This window comes from Phreatobacter sp., from assembly GCF_027532945.1.
Lineage (GTDB): Bacteria > Pseudomonadota > Alphaproteobacteria > Rhizobiales > Phreatobacteraceae > Phreatobacter.
Map to the genome: position 1 here is coordinate 138,062 of NZ_JAPZTZ010000003.1, position 18,389 is coordinate 156,450.

Annotated in this window: 16 protein-coding genes and 1 other RNA gene; 10 read left to right on the plus strand and 7 right to left on the minus strand. The window is 69.3% G+C overall.

Going from position 1 to position 18,389, the window contains the following annotated elements; all coding sequences use genetic code 11:
• Positions 1-4: 4 nt before the first annotated feature.
• Both O9344_RS01775 and O9344_RS01780 read right to left on the minus strand, forming a co-directional pair.
• Positions 5-847, minus strand: coding sequence for a dienelactone hydrolase family protein (locus O9344_RS01775; RefSeq protein WP_298472063.1), 843 nt, complete (start codon positions 845-847; stop codon positions 5-7).
• A gap of 124 nt (positions 848-971) precedes the next feature.
• Positions 972-2,060, minus strand: a complete 1,089-nt coding sequence (locus tag O9344_RS01780) for a TRAP transporter substrate-binding protein (protein ID WP_298472065.1) — start codon at positions 2,058-2,060, stop codon at positions 972-974.
• A gap of 259 nt (positions 2,061-2,319) precedes the next feature.
• Here O9344_RS01780 and O9344_RS01785 point away from each other — a divergent pair, with 259 nt between their 5' ends.
• Positions 2,320-3,192: an NAD(P)-dependent oxidoreductase gene (locus O9344_RS01785; RefSeq protein ID WP_298472067.1), complete on the plus strand. Its 873-nt coding sequence runs from the start codon at positions 2,320-2,322 to the stop codon at positions 3,190-3,192.
• Positions 3,193-3,301: 109 nt separating this feature from the next.
• Here the strand turns inward: O9344_RS01785 and O9344_RS01790 are convergent, their stop codons facing one another.
• From O9344_RS01790 to O9344_RS01805, 4 genes are all read right to left on the minus strand, one after another.
• A complete protein-coding gene (locus O9344_RS01790) occupies positions 3,302-5,506 on the minus strand; it encodes a caspase family protein (protein ID WP_298472069.1) in 2,205 nt (734 codons plus the stop codon).
• A gap of 110 nt (positions 5,507-5,616) precedes the next feature.
• The gene (locus O9344_RS01795; RefSeq protein WP_298472071.1) at positions 5,617-6,255 is read right to left on the minus strand and encodes a uracil-DNA glycosylase family protein; all 639 of its coding nucleotides are present in this window, start codon (positions 6,253-6,255) and stop codon (positions 5,617-5,619) included.
• 8 nt (positions 6,256-6,263) lie between these two features.
• On the minus strand, positions 6,264-6,875 hold the full coding sequence (locus tag O9344_RS01800; protein WP_298472073.1) for a glutathione S-transferase: 612 nt from the start codon (positions 6,873-6,875) through the stop codon (positions 6,264-6,266).
• 98 nt (positions 6,876-6,973) lie between these two features.
• Complete coding sequence (locus O9344_RS01805) at positions 6,974-8,584, minus strand: ATP-binding protein (protein ID WP_298472075.1); 1,611 nt, start codon at positions 8,582-8,584, stop codon at positions 6,974-6,976.
• A 175-nt stretch (positions 8,585-8,759) separates the two neighbouring features.
• On the opposite strand from O9344_RS01805, the gene O9344_RS01810 reads away from it, so the two are divergent.
• The 3 genes from O9344_RS01810 to O9344_RS01820 all read left to right on the plus strand — a co-directional run bounded on the left by O9344_RS01810 (position 8,760) and on the right by O9344_RS01820 (position 13,201).
• A complete protein-coding gene (locus tag O9344_RS01810) occupies positions 8,760-9,317 on the plus strand; it encodes a thermonuclease family protein (protein WP_298472077.1) in 558 nt (185 codons plus the stop codon).
• Between the two features lie 114 nt (positions 9,318-9,431).
• Positions 9,432-11,600 carry an ATP-binding protein gene (locus tag O9344_RS01815; protein WP_298472079.1) on the plus strand — a complete coding sequence of 723 codons (2,169 nt, stop codon included), beginning with the start codon at positions 9,432-9,434 and terminating at the stop codon, positions 11,598-11,600.
• 83 nt (positions 11,601-11,683) lie between these two features.
• A complete protein-coding gene (locus O9344_RS01820) occupies positions 11,684-13,201 on the plus strand; it encodes a malonyl-CoA synthase (protein WP_298472425.1) in 1,518 nt (505 codons plus the stop codon).
• 3 nt (positions 13,202-13,204) lie between these two features.
• On the opposite strand, the gene O9344_RS01825 is transcribed toward O9344_RS01820, so the two are convergent.
• Positions 13,205-14,548 (minus strand): 3-carboxy-cis,cis-muconate cycloisomerase, encoded by a 1,344-nt coding sequence (locus O9344_RS01825; RefSeq protein ID WP_298472081.1) that lies wholly within the window; start codon positions 14,546-14,548, stop codon positions 13,205-13,207.
• A 112-nt stretch (positions 14,549-14,660) separates the two neighbouring features.
• Between O9344_RS01825 and O9344_RS01830 the strand changes: the two genes are divergently transcribed.
• The 6 genes from O9344_RS01830 (at position 14,661) to O9344_RS01855 (ending at position 18,370) form a co-directional block, all read left to right on the plus strand.
• A complete protein-coding gene (locus O9344_RS01830) occupies positions 14,661-14,921 on the plus strand; it encodes a hypothetical protein (protein WP_298472083.1) in 261 nt (86 codons plus the stop codon).
• 53 nt (positions 14,922-14,974) lie between these two features.
• An RNA gene (gene rnpB / locus O9344_RS01835) (RNase P RNA component class A) lies at positions 14,975-15,359 on the plus strand.
• A gap of 155 nt (positions 15,360-15,514) precedes the next feature.
• The gene (locus O9344_RS01840) at positions 15,515-15,904 is read left to right on the plus strand and encodes a thioredoxin family protein (protein ID WP_298472085.1); all 390 of its coding nucleotides are present in this window, start codon (positions 15,515-15,517) and stop codon (positions 15,902-15,904) included.
• A gap of 32 nt (positions 15,905-15,936) precedes the next feature.
• Positions 15,937-16,656 (plus strand): cytochrome c biogenesis protein CcdA, encoded by a 720-nt coding sequence (locus O9344_RS01845; protein WP_298472087.1) that lies wholly within the window; start codon positions 15,937-15,939, stop codon positions 16,654-16,656.
• Between the two features lie 85 nt (positions 16,657-16,741).
• Positions 16,742-17,299 (plus strand): LemA family protein, encoded by a 558-nt coding sequence (locus O9344_RS01850; RefSeq protein ID WP_298472089.1) that lies wholly within the window; start codon positions 16,742-16,744, stop codon positions 17,297-17,299.
• Positions 17,300-17,314: 15 nt separating this feature from the next.
• Positions 17,315-18,370 carry a M48 family metallopeptidase gene (locus tag O9344_RS01855; protein ID WP_298472091.1) on the plus strand — a complete coding sequence of 352 codons (1,056 nt, stop codon included), beginning with the start codon at positions 17,315-17,317 and terminating at the stop codon, positions 18,368-18,370.
• Positions 18,371-18,389: the final 19 nt, after the last annotated feature.

Below are 18,389 nucleotides of genomic sequence, written 5' to 3' on the forward strand. Positions count from 1 at the left end.
CCCCTCACCGCGCGAGAAGCGCCGCCACGCGGCTGATGGCGTCGGCGCGCGCCGCCGGGTCGGTTCCGACCATGGCGCGGCCCGACCCATCGGCCGTGAAGGCGAGCCCGCGGCGTTCGCGGATCGGCGAGGATGGCGCGTCGAAGCCGTGATAGGCGCCGGGATAGGTGACGATATCGGCGATGGCGCCGGAAGCGCGCGCCATGGCGACGTAGTCGCGGCACGGGCCGGGCGGCGTCCAGTTATCGGCATCGCCGATGAGGATGGTCAGCGGCAGGCGCGGGGTGATGTCGCGCGCGAGCACGTTGCGGCAGCCGGGATAGAAGGCGATGGCGCCACGGAAGTCGGGGCGGCCATCAGCCGGCCGCTTGCGGGCACTGATGGCGTAGAGCGCTGTGCCGGCACCGTTCGACCAGCCGACCAGAGTCAGGGCATCGCCCCGGATGTCGGAGCGCGCCTGCAGGAAAGCACGTGCGGCCATGGTGTCGTCGACCCGCTCGACGCTCTGGCGAACTGTCCGGTCCGCTACGCTGCACTGGGGCCCAAGGCCGCGCGAGCCGAAGCTGTCCGGCAGGAGCACGGCATGGCCAGCCGCAACCCAGCGTTCGGCCCAGTCCCGGTCGCGCGCGACGAGCGCGCCGCTCCTGTCGTTGCTGCCGCCGCAGCCATGGAGAGCAATTACCGCCGGAAAGGGCCCGGTACCCGCCGGCAGCAGCAGGCGCGCGGTGATGACGACGCCTGAAGCGTTGGGAAAGGTGACCCGGTTCTCCGACCCGCTTGCCTCGACCACCGCTCCTCCAACCACCGTGATCATCGCTAGCCCCGCCGCCATTGCGCGCAGTCGCATCCCTCACCCTCCGGAATGGCGAATGGTGTGCAGGCACCGGATGAACGACCGATGAAGGGCGAGCGCGCATGAAAAAGCCCCGGCGGATCACTCCGCCGGGGCTCGTTCAGGCCGTTGCTCCGCGTCAGCCGCGGGCGCGCGAGCGGATCATGAAGGTGTCGTAGGTGTACTCGGCCACCTGCCACCACAGATACTGCTCACCGCGGAAGGCATTGGCGTGGTCCATGACCCTCTTGAAGTCCGCATTGGCAGCAGCGGTCTCGGCGTTCACCTCGTTGGTCGCCTTGAGGCAGGCCTCGAGGACCTCGAGCGAGAAGGGCCGCAGCTGCGTGCCGGCGGCGACGAGCTGGCGGAGGGCCGCCGGGTTCTGCGCGTCGTAGCGAGCCTGCATCCAGGTATGGGCGTGGTGCGAGGCGTTGAGCAGAATCGCCTTGTAGTTCGCCGGCAGCGCGTTGTACTTCGCCACGTTGAACATGTTGTGGAGCATGGCCCCACCTTCCCACCAGCCGGGATAGTAGTAGAATGGCGCGACCTTGTTGAAGCCGAGCTTCTGGTCGTCATAGGGGCCGACCCACTCCGCCGCGTCGATGGTGCCCTTCTCGAGCGCCGGATAGATGTCGCCGCCGGCAACCTGCTGCGGCACGACGCCAAGCTTCTGGAGGATACGGCCGGCGAAGCCGCCGATGCGCATCTTCAGGCCGTTGAGGTCGGCAGGCGTGCGGATCTCCTTGCGGAACCAGCCGCCCATCTGGCAGCCGGTGTTGCCAGCAGGAATGGCGTAGATGTTGTGCTTCGCATAGAAGGCGTTCATCAGCTCCATGCCGCCGTTCTGGAACTGCCAGGCATTCTGCATGCGCGAGTTCAGGCCGAACGGGATAGCGGTGCCGTAGGCGAAGGTCGGGTCGATGCCGACATAGTAGTACGAGGCGGTGTGGCAGGCCTCGACCGTGCCGTCACGCACCGCCTGCATGGCCTGCAGGCCGGGGACGATTTCACCGGCGGCGAAGACCTGGATCTGGAAGCGGTTGTCGGTCATGTCGGCGACCGCCTTGGAGAAGATCTCCGCGGCGCCGTAGATCGTGTCGAGCGACTTCGGGAACGAAGAGGTCAGGCGCCATTTCACCTCGGGGGCGGTCTGGGCGATGGCCGGGGCGGCGACGGCGGACGCGGCGGCAGCCACCGAGGCGGTCTTGATGAAAGTGCGGCGCTCCATGAGCTCAGGTCTCCCTCTTTAATCCCGCAACTGGTCGAACAGCGGTCCGTTGGCCGGACTCGTGGGCGGCGACAAAATCATAATTCACAGATGCTTGCCAGCATTGCTGATTGCGCGGGGCAGGAATTTCGCAATGATATGTATTTGTACATATCAGTGGTACCGCCGCACTCCCCCGCGTCGGGGAGGCTTGACCTAGCGTCCGCCGCGGGGATGGTAGGCGTCCCTCAAATTGGCGGCATCAGCGGAGTTTCACGCCATGGCGAAAGTCGCGTTCCTCGGTCTCGGCGTCATGGGCTACCCCATGGCCGGCCATCTCAAGGCCAAGGGCGGCCACGAGGTGACCGTCTACAACCGCACCTTCGGCAAGGCCGAGGCCTGGGTGGCCCAGCACGGTGGAACCGCCGCCCGCACGCCAAAGGAGGCCGCGGCGGGGCAGGACTTCGTCTTCGCCTGCGTCGGCAATGACGACGACCTGCGGGCCGTCACTATCGGTCCAGACGGGGCCTTCCAGGCCATGACCAAGGGCGCGATCTTCGTCGACAACACCACCGCGTCGGCCGATGTGGCGCGCGAGCTTCAGGCGAAGGCCAAGGCGCTCGGCCTCGGCTTCGTCGACGCGCCGGTCTCCGGCGGCCAGGCTGGCGCCGAGAACGGCGTGCTCACGGTCATGTGCGGCGGCGAGGAGGGTGATTTCGCCCGCGCCGAGCCGGTGATCATGGCCTTTGCGCGTGCCTGCCGCCGTCTCGGCGGTCCCGGCGCCGGCCAACTCGCCAAGATGGTCAACCAGATCTGCATCGCCGGTCTCGTGCAGGGCCTGTCCGAGGGCCTTCACTTCGCCCGCAAGGCCGGCCTCGACATCGAGCAACTGGTGGACGTCATCTCCAAGGGTGCTGCCGGCTCCTGGCAGATGGAGAACCGCTACAAGACCATCAACCAGGACAAGTTCGACTTCGGCTTCGCCGTCGACTGGATGCGCAAGGACCTGTCGATCTGCCTCGCCGAAGCCCGTCGCAATGGTGCCAAGCTGCCGGTCACTGCGCTCGTCGACCAGTTCTACGCCGAGGTCCAGACCATGGGCGGCGGCCGCTGGGACACCTCCAGCCTCTTCGCCCGCCTCGAGCGCAAGTGAGAGCGGCGGAAGCGGCGGCACCGTCAGCGCGCCCGCTCCAGCGACCCCCCTCAATGCGAAGGGCCGGTGCGATGCACCGGCCCTTGTCGTTCTGGATGACGAAATCCCGTCAGCGCCGGTCACCCGGCCGGCGCGGCGCCGGACGGGCACCACCGCCTGCATTGGGACGGGCACCACCGCCGCCGCCCATGTTCGGACGCGGACCGCCGCCACCGCCCATGTTCGGACGCGGGCCGCCGCCACCACCGACGTTCGGGCGCGGAACACCGCCGCCGCCACCGAAGTTCGGGCGCGGACCACCGCCACCGCCACCGAAGTTCGGGCGCGGACCACCGCCGCCACCACCGAAATTCGGACGCGGGCCACCGCCGCCACCTCCGACGTTCGGACGGGGACGACCGGCACCGCCGCCAAAGTCAGGACGCGGACGACCGCCGCCACCACCGAAATCGGGGCGGGGACGACCGACGCCGCCACCAAAGTCAGGACGCGGACGACCGCCGGGACCGACCCCCGGACGGCCACCTGGGCGACCGACGACCGGGCGACCGCCGGGCCCGCCCGTACCAAGGCCGGGACCCTGATTGCCGGGGCGGTTCGGGAAGGGCCGCACGCCGGGACCAGGCCCCCCGACACCAGGCCCGCCGACACCAGGCCGCCCTATGCCAGGCCGGCCGATGCCGGGGCCACCCTGACCAGGCCCGAAGCCGGGACGCTGACCAGGTCCTCCCAGGCCGGGATTGATGCCGGGCCGCACGTTCGGCGGCAGGCCTACACCGCCCTGCGAGCCCGGGAGCGGCCGCCCACCCGGCACGACGCCGGGACGCAGACCAGAACCGGGACCGGTGAAGCCGGGACCGGGGCCGGGGCGACCGCCGGGAAGGCCGACAGGGCGTCCGACGAAATTCGGCGGCGGCAGCACGACGGGCGGGCGCGGCGGCCGGACGAAGCGGTGGATGATGATGGGCGCGGCGACGAGGGCGGCGACGCCGACCACCGGCAGCACGCCCCAGATCGGCGGCGGCGGTGGCGGCAGCACGTAGACGGGCGCCACGGGCGGACCGAGCCAGACCTCGCGGCCGATCACCACCTCGTCATAGAAGGCGGGCGGCGCCGGCTCCCAGTAGTCGTCGACATAGATGACCTCGACCTCCGGCAGCGGAGGCGGGATGTCGTCATAGACCACGGCGTCGAAGGCAGGCGGCGGCGCCGGCGGCGCGGAGAGCCGGGACAGGCGCAGGCGCGCTTCCTCGGCGTGCGGACCGCGCGGATAGCTCCGCAGATAGGTCCAGTAGGCCTGGGGCGAGTTGGTCCTGATCGTGCGGCGCCAGACCAGCGCCTCGCGCTTGGCGGCGAGCAGGCGCTGGACGCGGCGAGCGAGCGGATCGGTCGGATAGGCGCGCAGGAAGGCCTGATAGCCCTCAATCGAGTCGCGCTCGACCGCCAGCGCATAGGCCTCCTGGGCCGAGAGTCCGTCCATCGGCCGATCCGCAGCCGGGGGCGGCGGGGGCGGCGTCGAGCCGGTGGCCTCCGCGCCGGCATTGAGCACCGGGGTCGGCGGCGTCAGCGTCGACAGCTCCCAGGGCGTGTCGCGACCATTGGTGAGCTGGTGAACGCGCAGGCGGGCCCGCGCGACGGCCTGGTCGACCGGCAGGCCGGGCGAGGCCAGCTGTTCCACGAGGGCAGAGGCGAAATGGCCGTAGGCCGCCTCGTTGGGGGCGGAGACGGCGCCGGCGGCGGCGGCCGACGCGATGACCATGGACGGTCCGGCATCGAGGATGCCAAGGCCCGCACGCACCGGCGGGCCGACATCGGCGAAGGGATGCTGGCGGGACACATCGAGCAGGATGACCTTGGCGCGCGAGGGGATGGCGCCGAGAGCCCGCGTCAGGTCGTTGAGGCGGATGCCGGCGAGAGGCACGTCGCTCTCGCGCTGGATCACCGCGTCGGTCGGCAGGAGATAGCTGTCGCTGTCGTGCTGGAGGCCGACGCCGGCGACATAGACCACCGCGACTGCATCCGGCCCGGCGTCGCGCACCTGCTGGACAAACGATGCGATGGCCTGGCGGAGTTCGGCCTGCGGCAGGTCGGCGCCCTCGGTCGTGGAGAAGCCGAGGTCGCGCAGGGTGCGGGCGACGAGACCGGCATCGTTGAGCGCCGCCGGAACGGGATTGGTCTGGTAGGCACCAATGCCGAGCACCAGGGCAAGGCGTGTCTCGCTGGCAGCCGGTGCCTGAGCACGCACAACCTCACCACCGGTCGTGACGGTCAAGGCGAGGACCAGAAGGCCCATCCATCGCTTGAACATGCTCATCTGTGCTTCCCGTGTGATGCGTCGCCCGACCCGAGGCTATCAGTCTGCCCGCGAAACAAGACGAAATACAGGCCCTGACCGGAGGGCAGTCACGTTGCTGCGGTATGGCTTCAGCGAAGCCGTTCGATTTCCTCCCGCAGCACGGGGAGGAGCTCAGCGGTGAACCAGGGATTGCGATTGAGCCAGCCGGAATTGCGCCAGGACGGATGCGGCAGGACGAGGATGCGCGGCGCCGCGGAGGCCTCGAAAATCGTCCGCCAGCTGCGCACCGTCTCGCCGAGTGTCGGCCGGAGATGCGCCCGGAGACCGAGGCGTTCGAGGTGATAGGCCTGAGCCGTCGCGCCGATGGCGAGGACGAGATCGATCACCGGCATGGCGGCCATCAGCCGGTCGTGCCAGGCGTGCCGGCATTCGCGCCGCGGCGGCAGGTCGCCGCCCTTGGCGTCATGGCCGGGAAAGCAGAAGCCCATCGGCACGATGGCGACGCGCGCGCGATCATAGAAGACCTCCTCGTCGAGCCCCATCCAGGCCCGCAACCGGTCGCCCGACGGGTCTGTGAAAGGCTTGCCTGAGGCATGGACGCGGATGCCGGGCGCCTGGCCCGCGACGAGAATGCGCGCCGTCGCCGTGGGCCAGGCGACGGGCCGCGGCTCGTGGGGGAGCGGCGCGCCGCGCGGCGTGTCGCGGCAGATGCGGCAGGCAGCGATGGCGGAGCTGAGGTCCGCCAGCGTCTCGCCCTGCCCCGTCATCGTCGGCCTCAGGCCTTGGCGCTCGGCCGGGCCGCCATGGCCGCGTGCCAGCGCTTCAGCTCCACCATCTCATCGGGCACCGCCACCTTGGCGGGCTTGAGAAAATCGATGCCGATCATGGCGGTGATGTCCGCATTGGTGAAACGATCGCAGCAGAGATAGTCGCGGCCTTTGAGATGGCCGTCGAGGAAAGCGAGTTCACCGATGATGCGGGACTTGTTCAGCTCGCCCCATTCCCTGACCTGCGGCATTTCCATGATGGCCATGGCCGGATGGAGGTGGCGGAAGGCCGACGCGATGGTGGCGAGGAGGTTCAGCTCCATGCGGCGCGACCACATCTCGATCTCGCCGATTTCCCTCGGGGTGCGGCCGAACAGGTTGGGCTCGGGGTGCAGCGCCTCGATGTAGCGGCAGATGGCGATGGATTCGCAGAGGATCGAGCCGTCGTCGAGTTCGAGAGCGGGGGTCTTCTGGCGCGGGTTGATGGCCGCATAGGTCTCGCTCTTCTGCTCCAGCTTGGCGAGGTCAATCGTCACCTTGGGGATGTCGATCCCCTTCTCGGCGAGGAAGACGCGGACGCGGCGCGGATTGGGCGCGAGCGGCGTGTCGTAGAGCTTCATGGCGTTGTCCTCCTGCGCGCCGGCTGTCGGGCGCCGGCTTCGGCCGGGAGGATGGCCATGGCGGGGCGGCCGGGGTCAACCGACCAGACGGGGGAGGATCAGCGCCTCGGGCCGAACAACGCGCGGCGCAGGGCCGTGACGGTGGGCGCGTCGGGAACCGCCGCCGGCTCCATGACGATCGGCAGAGGCATGCCGGAGGGGCTTGTCGCCGGACTGGCGATGGCCGGCAGGGCCTCCATGACGCGCTCCGACGGGAAGGTCACGGTGACCTCCGTGCCGATCCGCACCGTCGATTTCAGCGTGAAGGTGCCGCCATGCATGGTGACCAGGCCCTGCACGATGGGCAGGCCGAGGCCGGTGCCCTGCTCGGCATTCTTGATGGCGTTGGAGCCCTGGCCGAAATTCGACAGGACGATGGGGATTTCGTCCTCGGGAATGCCGGCGCCGGTGTCCTTCACCGAGAGATATTGCCCGCCGGACGCGGTCCAGCCGACCTTCAGCGTGATCTCACCGCCACCCGGCGTGAATTTGATGGCGTTGGACATGAGATTGAGGACGATCTGGCGGACGGCGCGCTCGTCGGCCCAGATCTTCGGCAGGTCCGGCTCGAACCGCTCGACGATGGCGACGCCCTTGTTCTTGGCGCGCACCTTGAGGAGGTGATGGCAGTCCTCGACCACGTAGGACAGCGTGATCGCCTCCTCGTTGAGGTCGTAACGGCCTGCCTCGATGCGCGACAGGTCCAGGATCTCGTTGATCAGCGACAGGAGATGCTGGCCCGAGGAATGGATGTCGTTGGCATATTCGGCATATTGCGGCGCCGAATGGGGGCCGAACATCTCGCCCTTCATCACCTCGGAAAAGCCGAGAATGGCGTTGAGCGGCGTGCGCAATTCGTGGCTCATCTGGGCGAGGAACTGCGACTTGGCGATGTTGGCCATCTCGGCATTGCGCCGCGCCTCGTCGGAGTTGGTCTTGGCGGTCTCGAGCTCGCCGATCAGCGCATCCTTCTCGGCGCGGGCCTCGATGGTGGCGAGGTTGGTCTGGTAGAGCCGCGCAGAGATGATGGCGAAGAACATCAGTGTGCCAAGCGCGATGGCCCCAAGCACCACACCCTGCATGCCGTGCAGCAGCAGGAAATAGGCAACGACGAGGCTCGCGACCGGCAGCGAAGAGGCGAAGGTCGCCACGGGGACGGTCGAGCCGATCATCGCGGACACGGCGACGACGATGAGCATGCCGACCAGCAGGAAGGTGCTGGCCTCCGGCACCTCGGTGCGCATCACCACGAGGAAAGCCAGGACCCAGGAAAGGCCCAGCATCGTCTCGGCGATGACGAAACGCAGACGCCAGGAGCGCAGGTCCGCCCGGTCAGCCGGCACCTTGAGGAAGGAGCGGGAGACGAGGACGCAGAAACCGTGGGCGATGAGGACGATGAGGCCGGCGCCGGCTCCCATGACGGGATTGGTCACCCAGCCGGCGACCCAGCCGGTGGCGGCGGCGATGAGGGCAATGGCGAGGGCGGCGGAGAGCTTGTTCTGCGCGAAGGCGCGCATCAGCTCGTAATCGAAGGAGCGCTTGTTGCCGGTCGTGGAGGTGAGGCGGTCACGGGCGTCGCGCACATGGCGAAGCGTCCGCTTGCGGTTCTGCGCGTGCTGGCGGGCGCGCTCGGCCTGCCGCTCGTCCGGCTGCCCCTCTGCCCCCTCCATGCCCATCCGCGGGCCCTCTCCACGCAACGCAACGCCAACCGAGGTTGAAATGTGGCAGAGCTTGATTAACGGCGGGTCGACATCCATGGTAAACGAAACATGAACAGACCGTACCGCCGATTCCGTCCGCTTCGCCGGACCGCCCGATCGGCCCGCCCCGCCCATCGACAGCGCCATGACCGTGCCCGCCCTCCTGCGCTTCTCGCGCTTTCGCAGCCTGCGGCCCCAGACCGGCTTTCTCTGGTTGCTGGCGTTGGTTGCCGGCATCACCGCGCTCGCCGTGCAGCATGCCTGGCGCAAGGCGGGCTCGCCGCGGACCGTTTCCGGCCATGCGCGGATCATTGATGGCGACAGCCTCGTCGTCGCCGGGGTCGAGGTCAGGCTGTGGGGCATCGATGCGCCAGAACTGTCGCAGCGCTGCCAGCGCGAGGGCCGGGAGGTGCGCTGCGGGCGGGAGGCCTATCGCTCCCTGATCGCGCTTGCGGCCGGTCAGCCTGTGACCTGCGAGAGCCGGGACATCGACCGCTACGGCCGCACCGTCGCGATCTGCCGCGTCGACGTGGTGGATCTCGGGCGGGCTCAGGTCATGGCGGGCCAGGCCGTGGCCTTCGGGGCCTATTACCAGGACGAGGCCGCGGCGCGGGATGCGCGGCGCGGCCTGTGGGCGGGCGAATTTGTCCGCCCCCGCGACTGGCGCGCCCAGCATCGCACCATCGTGCCCACGGAGCACTGACGCCGCCAATTAAGCGGTTCTGATCGCGATGTTTTCGCCCGATGGTAACCTTGCGTTAACCACACCACCCCAGAGTGAAACCGCGGGCGCCGTGCCTCGCTCCCGGTCTCGTTTATGGCAGCTTCGCCGCCCGATCTCCTCCTGCCGCTTCTCGTCATTGCCTGCGTGAGCCTCGTCGTCGCGGGCCATGTGACGCTGGAGAGCGGCCTCGTGCGCGCCAAGCACAGCGTCAACGCTGCCGCCAAGGCGTTGGTCCAGATCGCCATCGCGGTGCTGGCGACCTGGGCGGTGGGCTTCGGCATCATGAATGCGGGCGGTGCCTTCGCCGGCGGCGGTCCCTTCCTGCCGGGCGACGGGGGCATGGACCTCGTCCTCGCCACGACGCTCGTTGCCGCTGCGGCGACCGTCCTGTCGGGGCCCCTCGCCGAACGGGCGACGCTGCGAGGCTATGCAGCCCTCCTCGCGGTCTTCGCCATCGCGGTCGTGCCCTTCACCGTCCACTGGGCCTTCGCGCAGGGCCCGGCACCCGGATGGCTCAAGGCCGCCGGCTATGTCGATCTCGCGGGGGCCGGCGCCATCCACGCCGCCGCGGGCGCCGCCGCCCTCGCCGCGGCCTGGGTGGTCGGTCCGCGCACCGGCCGGTTCTCGGGTTCGCGCCGCACCCTCATCGTCCAGAGCCAGAGCTTTCCCTTCGCCGCGCTCGGCGTGATGCTGCTGTGGCTCGGCTGGTTCGGGGTGGCGGTGACCCAGGCCATTGCCGGTGGCCACGCCGTCGCGCCCACCGTCATGAACCTCGCCCTGGCCGGCGCCTCCGCCATCATGGCCGCCTTCATCGCCAACCAGATCCGCCCCGCCCGGGTCACGGTGGTGCATATCATCCAGGCGGCGCTCGCCGGCGTCGTGGCGGCCTCCGCCGCCGCCCATCTCATGCACCCGGCCGGAGCTGTCCTCGCCGGCGTCGTGGGCGCGGCGGCAGCGCTCGGCGGCAGCCGCCTCCTGGAGAGCGTCCGGATCGACGACGCTCTTGGCATGGCCTCCGCCCATCTGTTCGGCGGCGCGGTGGGCGTCTGCGCCGTGGCCTTCTGCATGCCCGACGACCTGCCGATGATGCTGGCGATCCAGCTCGCAGGCCTCCTCGCCATCACCGGCTGGGCGGTGGCCGTCATGGCGGGTGGCGGCTTCGCGCTGCGGCTGGTCCTCGCCCTTCGGGTCACGCCCGAGGAGGAGCGTATCGGCCTCAACGTCACCGAGCACGCCATGACCACGGATGTGGCGATGCTGGTCAGTCAACTTGGCGCGCTGCAGCTCAACAGCAGTTCCTTCCTCTATCTCGAGGCGGATTCAGACGGCGAGCTCGGCCAGATCGCCCGCGAATACAACCGGGCCATCGACATCTTCCACGCCCAGATCCGCGGCGTGAAGGAGAAGCTGAGCCTCGCCGAGGCCGCCGCCGACCAGGCGAACGACCTCAATGCCCGCCTCTCCTCAGAGATGCAGGAGAAGGACGAGAAGCTTGAAGCGGTGAACCGCGAGGTCGCCTTCCTCACCGACCAGGTCGCGCGCGCCCTCGTCGCGGTGGAAAACCTCAAGGGCGTGCGCGCGGGCATCCTGCGGCTCCTCGGCCGCACCTTCCGCCAGCCCATCGAGCGGCTGCACCTGATGGCGCGACGCGCCGCCTCCAGCCGCGACCAGAACGACATCGACGCCCTGATCGAGGCGGCCCGAGAGGAATCGGCCCGTCTCGCCCGTCGTCTCGCCGATGTCCTCGACTATGCCCAGGCCTCCGCCATCGAGGGGCCGCCCTCCGGTGACCTCGCGCCGATGGAGAAACTCATCGGCGAGATGAACCTGCTGCATCGGCCGCGGGCGGAATCGAAGGCCATCCGCTTCCGCGTGGTCTGGACACCCGAGGTCGCGGGGATGGGGGCGAACGCCGTTGCCATGCGCAAGATCATGGGGGAACTCGTTGCCCATGCCATCGACGCCACGCCGCGGGGCGGCATGGTCAATTTCTCGGCCAAGCAAGGCCCCGGCGGTGAACTGGTGATCGATGTCGTGGATTCCGGCGGCGGCGTCTCGCCCGGCCAGCTCGCCGAAGCCCTCGACCCGCTGGCGGAGCGCGAGACCGATGGCAGCGAGACCGGGCTCGGCCTTGCCCTTGTGAAAAAGCTCGTCGACCTCCACGGCGGCGCGCTGACCATCCGATCCAAGCCCGGCGCAGGCACGCAGGTGCGCGTCACCCTGCCGGCCCAGCACCTCACCCGGGCGCTCACCGCCAGCTGACGGCCCCCTCGACCTGAGGAGCGGGATGCGGCATGGTCCGCCCTCCCCTGACCGTGCCCGACAGCCGAGACTTGCGTTCCATCATGGCCAACCATCTCTACGACCTCGTCCGCCTCTACGCGACCGACCCTGGCAAGACCTTCATCGAGACGGACAACGGCACGGTCTTCACCTATGACGACCTCTTCGCGGCGACGGGACGCTTCGCCAACGCCCTGGTGGCGAGCGGCGTGAAGCCGGGGGACCGGGTTGCGGTGCAGGTCGAGAAGTCGCCTGGCGCGATCTTCCTCTATCTCGCCTGCGTGCGGGCCGGCGCCGTCTTCCTGCCGCTCAACACCGGCTACACCCTGGCGGAGATCGAGTATTTCCTCTCCGACGCCGAACCGGCCCTCGTGGTCTGCGACCCGGCCAAGCGGGACGGTATCGCCGACGTTGCGGCGAAGACCGGCGTGCCAGCGGTCGAGACGCTCGGGCGCGCCAAGGACGGCTCGCTCTGGCAGAAGGCATCCGGTCTGCCGGCCGTCTTCGACACGGTGTCCCGGGGCGCCGACGACCTCGCGGCCATCCTCTACACCTCCGGCACGACGGGGCGCTCGAAGGGCGCCATGCTGACGCATGACAACCTCGCATCGAACGCTCTGACCCTGAAGGACTACTGGCGCTTCACCCGGGACGACGTGCTGCTGCACGCGCTGCCGATCTTCCACACCCACGGCCTCTTCGTCGCCACCAACACGGTCCTGATGGCCGGCGCCTCCATGCTGTTCCTGCCGAAGTTCGACGCCGACACGGTGTTCGAGCTGCTGCCGCGGGCCACCACGATGATGGGAGTGCCGACCTTCTATGTCCGCCTCGTCCAGGACGCCCGGCTGACGCCCGGCGCGACGCGCCATATGCGCCTGTTCATCTCAGGGTCCGCCCCGCTGCTCGCCGAGACGCACCGCGCCTTCCGCGAGAAGACCGGCCAGTCGATCCTCGAGCGCTACGGCATGACCGAGACCAATATGAACACCTCGAACCCCTATGACGGCGAGCGCATCGCCGGCACGGTGGGCTTCCCGCTGCCGGGCGTGTCGCTGCGCGTCACCGAGCCCGAGACCGGCGCCGAGCTGCCGCAGGGCGAGATCGGCATGATCGAGGTGAAGGGTCCCAATGTCTTCGAGGGCTATTGGCGCATGCCGGAGAAGACCGCGGCGGAGTTCCGCGCCGACGGCTTCTTCATCACCGGCGACCTCGGCAAGATCGACGCCCAGGGCTACGTCCACATTGTCGGGCGCGGCAAGGACCTCGTGATCTCCGGCGGCTACAACGTCTATCCGAAAGAGGTCGAGACCGAGATCGACGGCATGACCGGCGTCTTCGAGAGCGCCGTCATCGGCGTGCCGCATCCCGATTTCGGCGAGGGCGTCACGGCGGTGGTCGTGGCGGTGCCGGGGGCAAAGCTCGATGCAGGTGCCATCCTCCAGGCGCTGGAGGCGCGGCTCGCCAAGTTCAAGCTGCCGAAGAAGGTCATCATCGTCGATGACCTGCCTCGCAACACCATGGGCAAGGTGCAGAAGAACGTCCTGCGCGACACCTACAAGGGGATCTACGGGGGCTGAGTTTCAGCCGCCCTCGTACCGCGCCAGAACCTGATCGACGAAGGTCCCGGCCGCGCCTAGATAGCGGGCGGGGTCGAGCAGGGCGGCGATGCGGGCAGCATCGGCGTGGCGGGTGATCTCCGGATCTTCCCCCAGGACCTCGGCGAGTTCGCGGCCCTCCGCCACGGCCGTGCGGCAGGCGGCCTCGATGCGGTCATGGGCGACGAGCCGGCCAAGCTCGGGGGCGAGCGCCATCTGCACCGCCTCGGCCATGAGCAGGCCGCGGGTGGCGTCGAGATTGGCGGCCATGCGCCCGGGCTTCACCTCCAGCCCCGCCAAAAGCTCCGCGAGCCTTGAGAGGACGCCGCCGGTCAGGCGCGCGAGTTCAGGCAGCGCCAGCCATTCGGATTGCCAGCCGCCGGCGAAGCGCTCGTGCTCGCCCGACCCGCCCGCGGCGATCGTGGCGAGGAGCTGCGGCGCCAGGCCCGCCGCGCCGAGGATGGTCGCGGAGAGGGCCGGGTTGCGCTTGTGCGGCATGGTTGAGGAGCCGCCCCGGCCGGGTGCGGCCGGTTCCAGCACCTCGCCGACCTCCGTCTGCATCATCAGCGCCACGTCGCGGGCGACTTTGGCACCCGTAGCGACAAGACCCGCCATGAGGCTCGCGGCTTCGAGGATGCGGTCGCGCTGGCCGTGCCACGGCGTGTCGGGCAGCGTGAGGTTGAGGCGGGCGGCCAGCAGGCGGGCGACCTCCGGCCCCTTGTCACGGAGGGAGGCGAGCGTGCCGGCGGCGCCGCCGAACTGAAGGGTGAGGATGCGCGGCCGCGCCTCCGCAAGCCGGTCGCGATGGCGCATCAGCGCGTCGAGCGTGCCGGCCATCTTGAGGCCGAAGGTGATGGGCAGCGCCTGCTGCAGCCAGGTGCGGCCGGCCATGGGCGTGTCGCGATGGGCCTTTGCGAGCGCCGCGGCGGCGGCCATGGCGCGGGCGAGATCCGCCTCGATGATCTTGAAGGCCTCGCGCAGTTGCAGCACCAGGCCGGTGTCCATCACGTCCTGGCTGGTGGCGCCGTAATGCACCCACTTGGCGGCTTGCGGGTCAGCCGCAGCGACATCGGCGGTTAGCATCTTCGCCAAGGGAATCGCGGTATTGCCGGCGATGCCCGCGGCGCGGGCAAGCGCCGCTCCGTCGATGCGGACGGCATCAAGCTTGGCGATCGCGGCCGCAGCGGAGAGCGGCACGATTCCGGTCTCGGCCTCGGCCGCAGCAAGCGCCACCTCGAAGGCGATCATGGCCGCCAAAGTCGCATCATCCGACCAGACCGCCTCCATGGCAGGCGAACCGAAAAGGGGCGCGAGAAGCTGCGAGGGCATCGGGACCTCATGGATGGGCCCCGAGGCTTAGCAGAGCCGTGGCGGCACTCAAAGGTCGCGGAACCTGCGCCGTGCCCAAGGGTTCCTCTCGCTGACGACAGAGGAGGGATGAATGCCCGACCAATCCGACATCGACACCACCCACCCGGCCACCGATGCGGCGGCGCTGCAGCGCGAGGGCACGCGCCAGTTCGACGAGGCCATTGCCGGCAAGGGTCCGGCCATGCCGAAGATGAGCGATGCCGCCACCCATCGCGCCGATGAGGCCCTCCTCGACAAGGCGCTGAAGGATTCCTTCCCTGCGAGCGACCCGCCGGCTCCGGCCTCGCCGAACGCGAGCCCTGGCGCGCCGAAGGGCCGCGAGTCAGCCTGACGCCAACCGGCGCGGCTTGACACGACCGGCGGCCAAGCCCCATGGACGGCCCGTCAGCCGGCTGGACGGCCGCCGCCGCAATGCTCGAAAGGGCGCGGGGGAGGAAAGTCCGGGCTCCACGGAAACACGGTGCCGGATAACGTCCGGCGGGGGCGACCCCAGGGACAGTGCCACAGAGACGAAACCGCCGGGGCTTGCCCCGGCAAGGGTGAAAAGGTGGGGTAAGAGCCCACCGCGCGACCGGCAACGGAAGCGGCTTGGTAAACCCCACCGGGAGCAAAACCGAATAGGGACGACAGGGGGCGACCCCGGGCGTGGATCCGCGCCGTCGTCCGGGTAGGTTGCCAGAGCGTCCGAGCAATCGGCCGCCTAGAGGAATGGCCGTCGCGCGGGAGCGATCCCGCCCCACAGAACCCGGCTTACAGGCCGACTGACATGTTGAGAGGCCCCGGCGCGACAGCGTCCGGGGCCTCGCCATGTGGGGCCAGCCACCGCGCCGATCACGAAGACGTCAGGAGGTAACGAACGCCGATACTCCAGCGAAATGGCGGTACGGCGTCGAAGGATGAAGGCGCCACACCCTGGAGGACACTGTGATCGACCGCCGTTCCCTGATGCTCGCCGCCGGCGCCGCCGCCATCGTTGCCGCCCGGCCCGCCTCTGCCACGGGCCAGCGCTTCACCCAGGCCGCCTTTGACGCGGCCCAGGCCGCGGGCAAGCCGATCCTCGTCGAGGTCACGGCGCCGTGGTGCCCGACCTGCCGGGCCCAGCAGCCGATCCTGCAGAAGCTGACGGCCGAGCCGCGTTTCCGCGATCTCATCTTCCTCTCCGTCGATTTCGACAGCCAGAAGGACGTCGTCCGCGCCCTGAACGTGCGCAGCCAGTCCACCCTGGTGGTTTTCAAGGGGCGCGCTGAGGTCGGCCGGTCCGCCGGTGACACCAACGCCGAGAGCATCGCCGCCCTCGTGGCGAAGAGCATCTGACGGCAGCGCAGCGCGCGACGGGAGACGACACCGTGCTGGCCACCATCGGCTTTGCCTTCGCAGCCGGGATCGTCTCGATCCTGTCGCCCTGCGTCCTGCCCATCCTGCCCATTGTGCTCGGGGGCGCCGCCTCCGAGCATCGGCGCGGTCCGCTGGCGCTTGCCGCCGGTCTCGCGCTGTCCTTTACGGTGATCGGCCTCTTCGTCGCCACCATCGGCTTTTCTATCGGCCTCGATCTCACAGCCTTCCGAACAGTCGCCGGGCTGATCCTGCTGGCGCTCGGCCTCGCCATGATCGTGCCTGCGGCGGGCGCCCGCCTGGCGACAGCCGCGGGGCCTCTGTCGGACTGGACTCAAAGCCGCTTCGGCGGCTTCGACCGCGGCGGCCTCTCCGGCCAGTTCGGGGTCGGCCTGCTTCTCGGCGCGGTCTGGAGCCCCTGCGTCGGTCCGACGCTGGGGGCTGCCTCGCTCATGGCGGCACGGGGCGAGAATCTCGGCGAGGTCGGGCTCACCATGCTCGCCTTCGGGCTGGGCGCCGGACTGCCGCTCGCGGCCCTCGGCGCCCTGTCGCGCGAAAGGCTCCTCGGCCTGCGCGAGCGGATGATGGCGACGGGCCAGGGAGCCAAGACGGCCCTGGGCCTTGTCGTGGTGGCGGTGGCGCTGCTGGTCCTCACCGGCCTCGACAAGACCATCGAGGCGGCCTTGGTCAGCCTCTCGCCGGAATGGCTGACCGCGCTGACGACGCGGTTCTGACCGAAGGGGCGCTGATGTCGACATTGACCTGAAACACCGGACTGCGAGACCCTGCCCCCGAACCGTCGCTCCACAGGAGACATCCATGGGCTGGGCCATCCTCGGCATCGTCGTCGTCGCGGCGATCTACGTGATCTTCGTCTACAATGGGCTCGTCGGCCTCCGGCAGCGGGTCAACCAGGCCTTCGCCGACATCGACGTGCAGCTGAAGCAGCGCCACGACCTCATCCCGAACCTCGTCGAGACGGTGAAGGGCTATGCGGCCCACGAGAAATCGACCCTCGACGCGGTGATCGCCGCCCGCAACGCCGCGCAGGGCGCCCACGGTCCTACCGCCCAGGCCGCCGCCGAGCAGCAGCTCTCCGGCGCCGTCGGCCGGCTGCTCGCCCTCGGCGAGGCCTATCCGGACCTGAAAGCCAGCGCCAATTTCCAGCAGCTGCAGGTCGATCTCGGCAATGTCGAGGACAAGCTCGCTGCCGCCCGCCGCTTCTTCAACAATGCGGTGAGCGAGTTCAACGCCTCCATCCAGGCCTTCCCCGCCGTGCTCTTCGCCCCCGCCATGGGCTTCACCTCGCGCGAGTTCTTCGATGTGGGCCCGGAGGCGCGGGCGCAGATCGAACAGGCGCCGACGGTCAAGTTCTGAGCCAAGGCGAGCGCCATGCTCGGCGAGGCCTACGGGCTCTACGGCCATATCCGCAACAACCGCATCCGGTCGGTCTTCCTGCTGGCCGGACTGTTCCTGCTCGCCTATCTCCTCACCTTCGGCGTCATCCTGATCGGCTACGGGATGTCGTCGCACCACCTCACCGCCGAGGTCTGGCGCGAGACCTTCCGGGTCTTCCTCATCGCCCTGCCCTTCGTCACGGCTGTCACTGCGGTGTGGGTGTTCATCGGCTACCGGTTCAATGTCGGGCTCATCGGCTCGATGACCGGCGCGGCGCCTGCAACGGCCGCCGACCAGCCGAAGCTGCACCGGATGCTGGAAAACCTCTGCATCTCCCGTGGCATGGCGACGCCCAGGCTGATGGTGCTGGAGAGCGACGCGCTCAACGCCTTCGCCTCCGGCGTCAACGAGAAGCAGTTCACCATCACCGTCACCACCGGCCTCATCAAGACGCTGGATGACCGGGAGATCGAGGCGGTCCTCGCCCATGAACTGACCCATATCCGCAATGGCGACGTGAAGCTGATGATCATCGCCGTGGTCATTTCCGGCGTCATCTCGCTGGTCGGCGAACTCGTCTTCCGGATGTTCCTGCGCGGTGGCATCCGCTCATCGTCGGATGACCGCAAGGGCGGCGGCGCCATCGTCGTCATCCTCATCGGCGTGGCGCTGGTGGTCGTTTCCTGGGTGCTCGCCGTGGTCGTCAGGCTGTCGTTGTCGCGCTCGCGCGAATACCTGGCCGATGCGGGGGCGGTGGAGCTCACCAAGAACCCCGACGCCATGATCTCCGCCCTCCTCAAGATTTCGGGCCGCGCCGACATCGAGGGCGTGCCCTCCGGCGTCATGGACATGTGCTTCGAGAACGATCCGGACGATTTCGCCGACCTGTTCTCGACCCATCCCTCCATCACCAAGCGGGTGCAGGCCCTCGTCGAGAAGGCGGGCGGCCGGATGCCGGAACTGCCGCCGCACGCACCCGCCATGGCGCAGCGACCGGACCTTCCGAGCATGGTCCAGGCGAGCGCGTCATGGGGCCGGTCGCGGGATTGATCCGGTCCGTTGCCAAGGC

Coding starts and splice junctions, on each gene's coding strand:
- O9344_RS01775 (WP_298472063.1), bottom strand. CDS start 847: ATGCGACTGCGCGCAATGGCGGCGGGGCTAGCGATGATCACGGTGGTT.
- O9344_RS01780 (WP_298472065.1), bottom strand. CDS start 2,060: ATGGAGCGCCGCACTTTCATCAAGACCGCCTCGGTGGCTGCCGCCGCG.
- O9344_RS01785 (WP_298472067.1), top strand. CDS start 2,320: ATGGCGAAAGTCGCGTTCCTCGGTCTCGGCGTCATGGGCTACCCCATG.
- O9344_RS01790 (WP_298472069.1), bottom strand. CDS start 5,506: ATGAGCATGTTCAAGCGATGGATGGGCCTTCTGGTCCTCGCCTTGACC.
- O9344_RS01795 (WP_298472071.1), bottom strand. CDS start 6,255: ATGACGGGGCAGGGCGAGACGCTGGCGGACCTCAGCTCCGCCATCGCT.
- O9344_RS01800 (WP_298472073.1), bottom strand. CDS start 6,875: ATGAAGCTCTACGACACGCCGCTCGCGCCCAATCCGCGCCGCGTCCGC.
- O9344_RS01805 (WP_298472075.1), bottom strand. CDS start 8,584: ATGGAGGGGGCAGAGGGGCAGCCGGACGAGCGGCAGGCCGAGCGCGCC.
- O9344_RS01810 (WP_298472077.1), top strand. CDS start 8,760: ATGACCGTGCCCGCCCTCCTGCGCTTCTCGCGCTTTCGCAGCCTGCGG.
- O9344_RS01815 (WP_298472079.1), top strand. CDS start 9,432: ATGGCAGCTTCGCCGCCCGATCTCCTCCTGCCGCTTCTCGTCATTGCC.
- O9344_RS01820 (WP_298472425.1), top strand. CDS start 11,684: ATGGCCAACCATCTCTACGACCTCGTCCGCCTCTACGCGACCGACCCT.
- O9344_RS01825 (WP_298472081.1), bottom strand. CDS start 14,548: ATGCCCTCGCAGCTTCTCGCGCCCCTTTTCGGTTCGCCTGCCATGGAG.
- O9344_RS01830 (WP_298472083.1), top strand. CDS start 14,661: ATGCCCGACCAATCCGACATCGACACCACCCACCCGGCCACCGATGCG.
- O9344_RS01850 (WP_298472089.1), top strand. CDS start 16,742: ATGGGCTGGGCCATCCTCGGCATCGTCGTCGTCGCGGCGATCTACGTG.
- O9344_RS01855 (WP_298472091.1), top strand. CDS start 17,315: ATGCTCGGCGAGGCCTACGGGCTCTACGGCCATATCCGCAACAACCGC.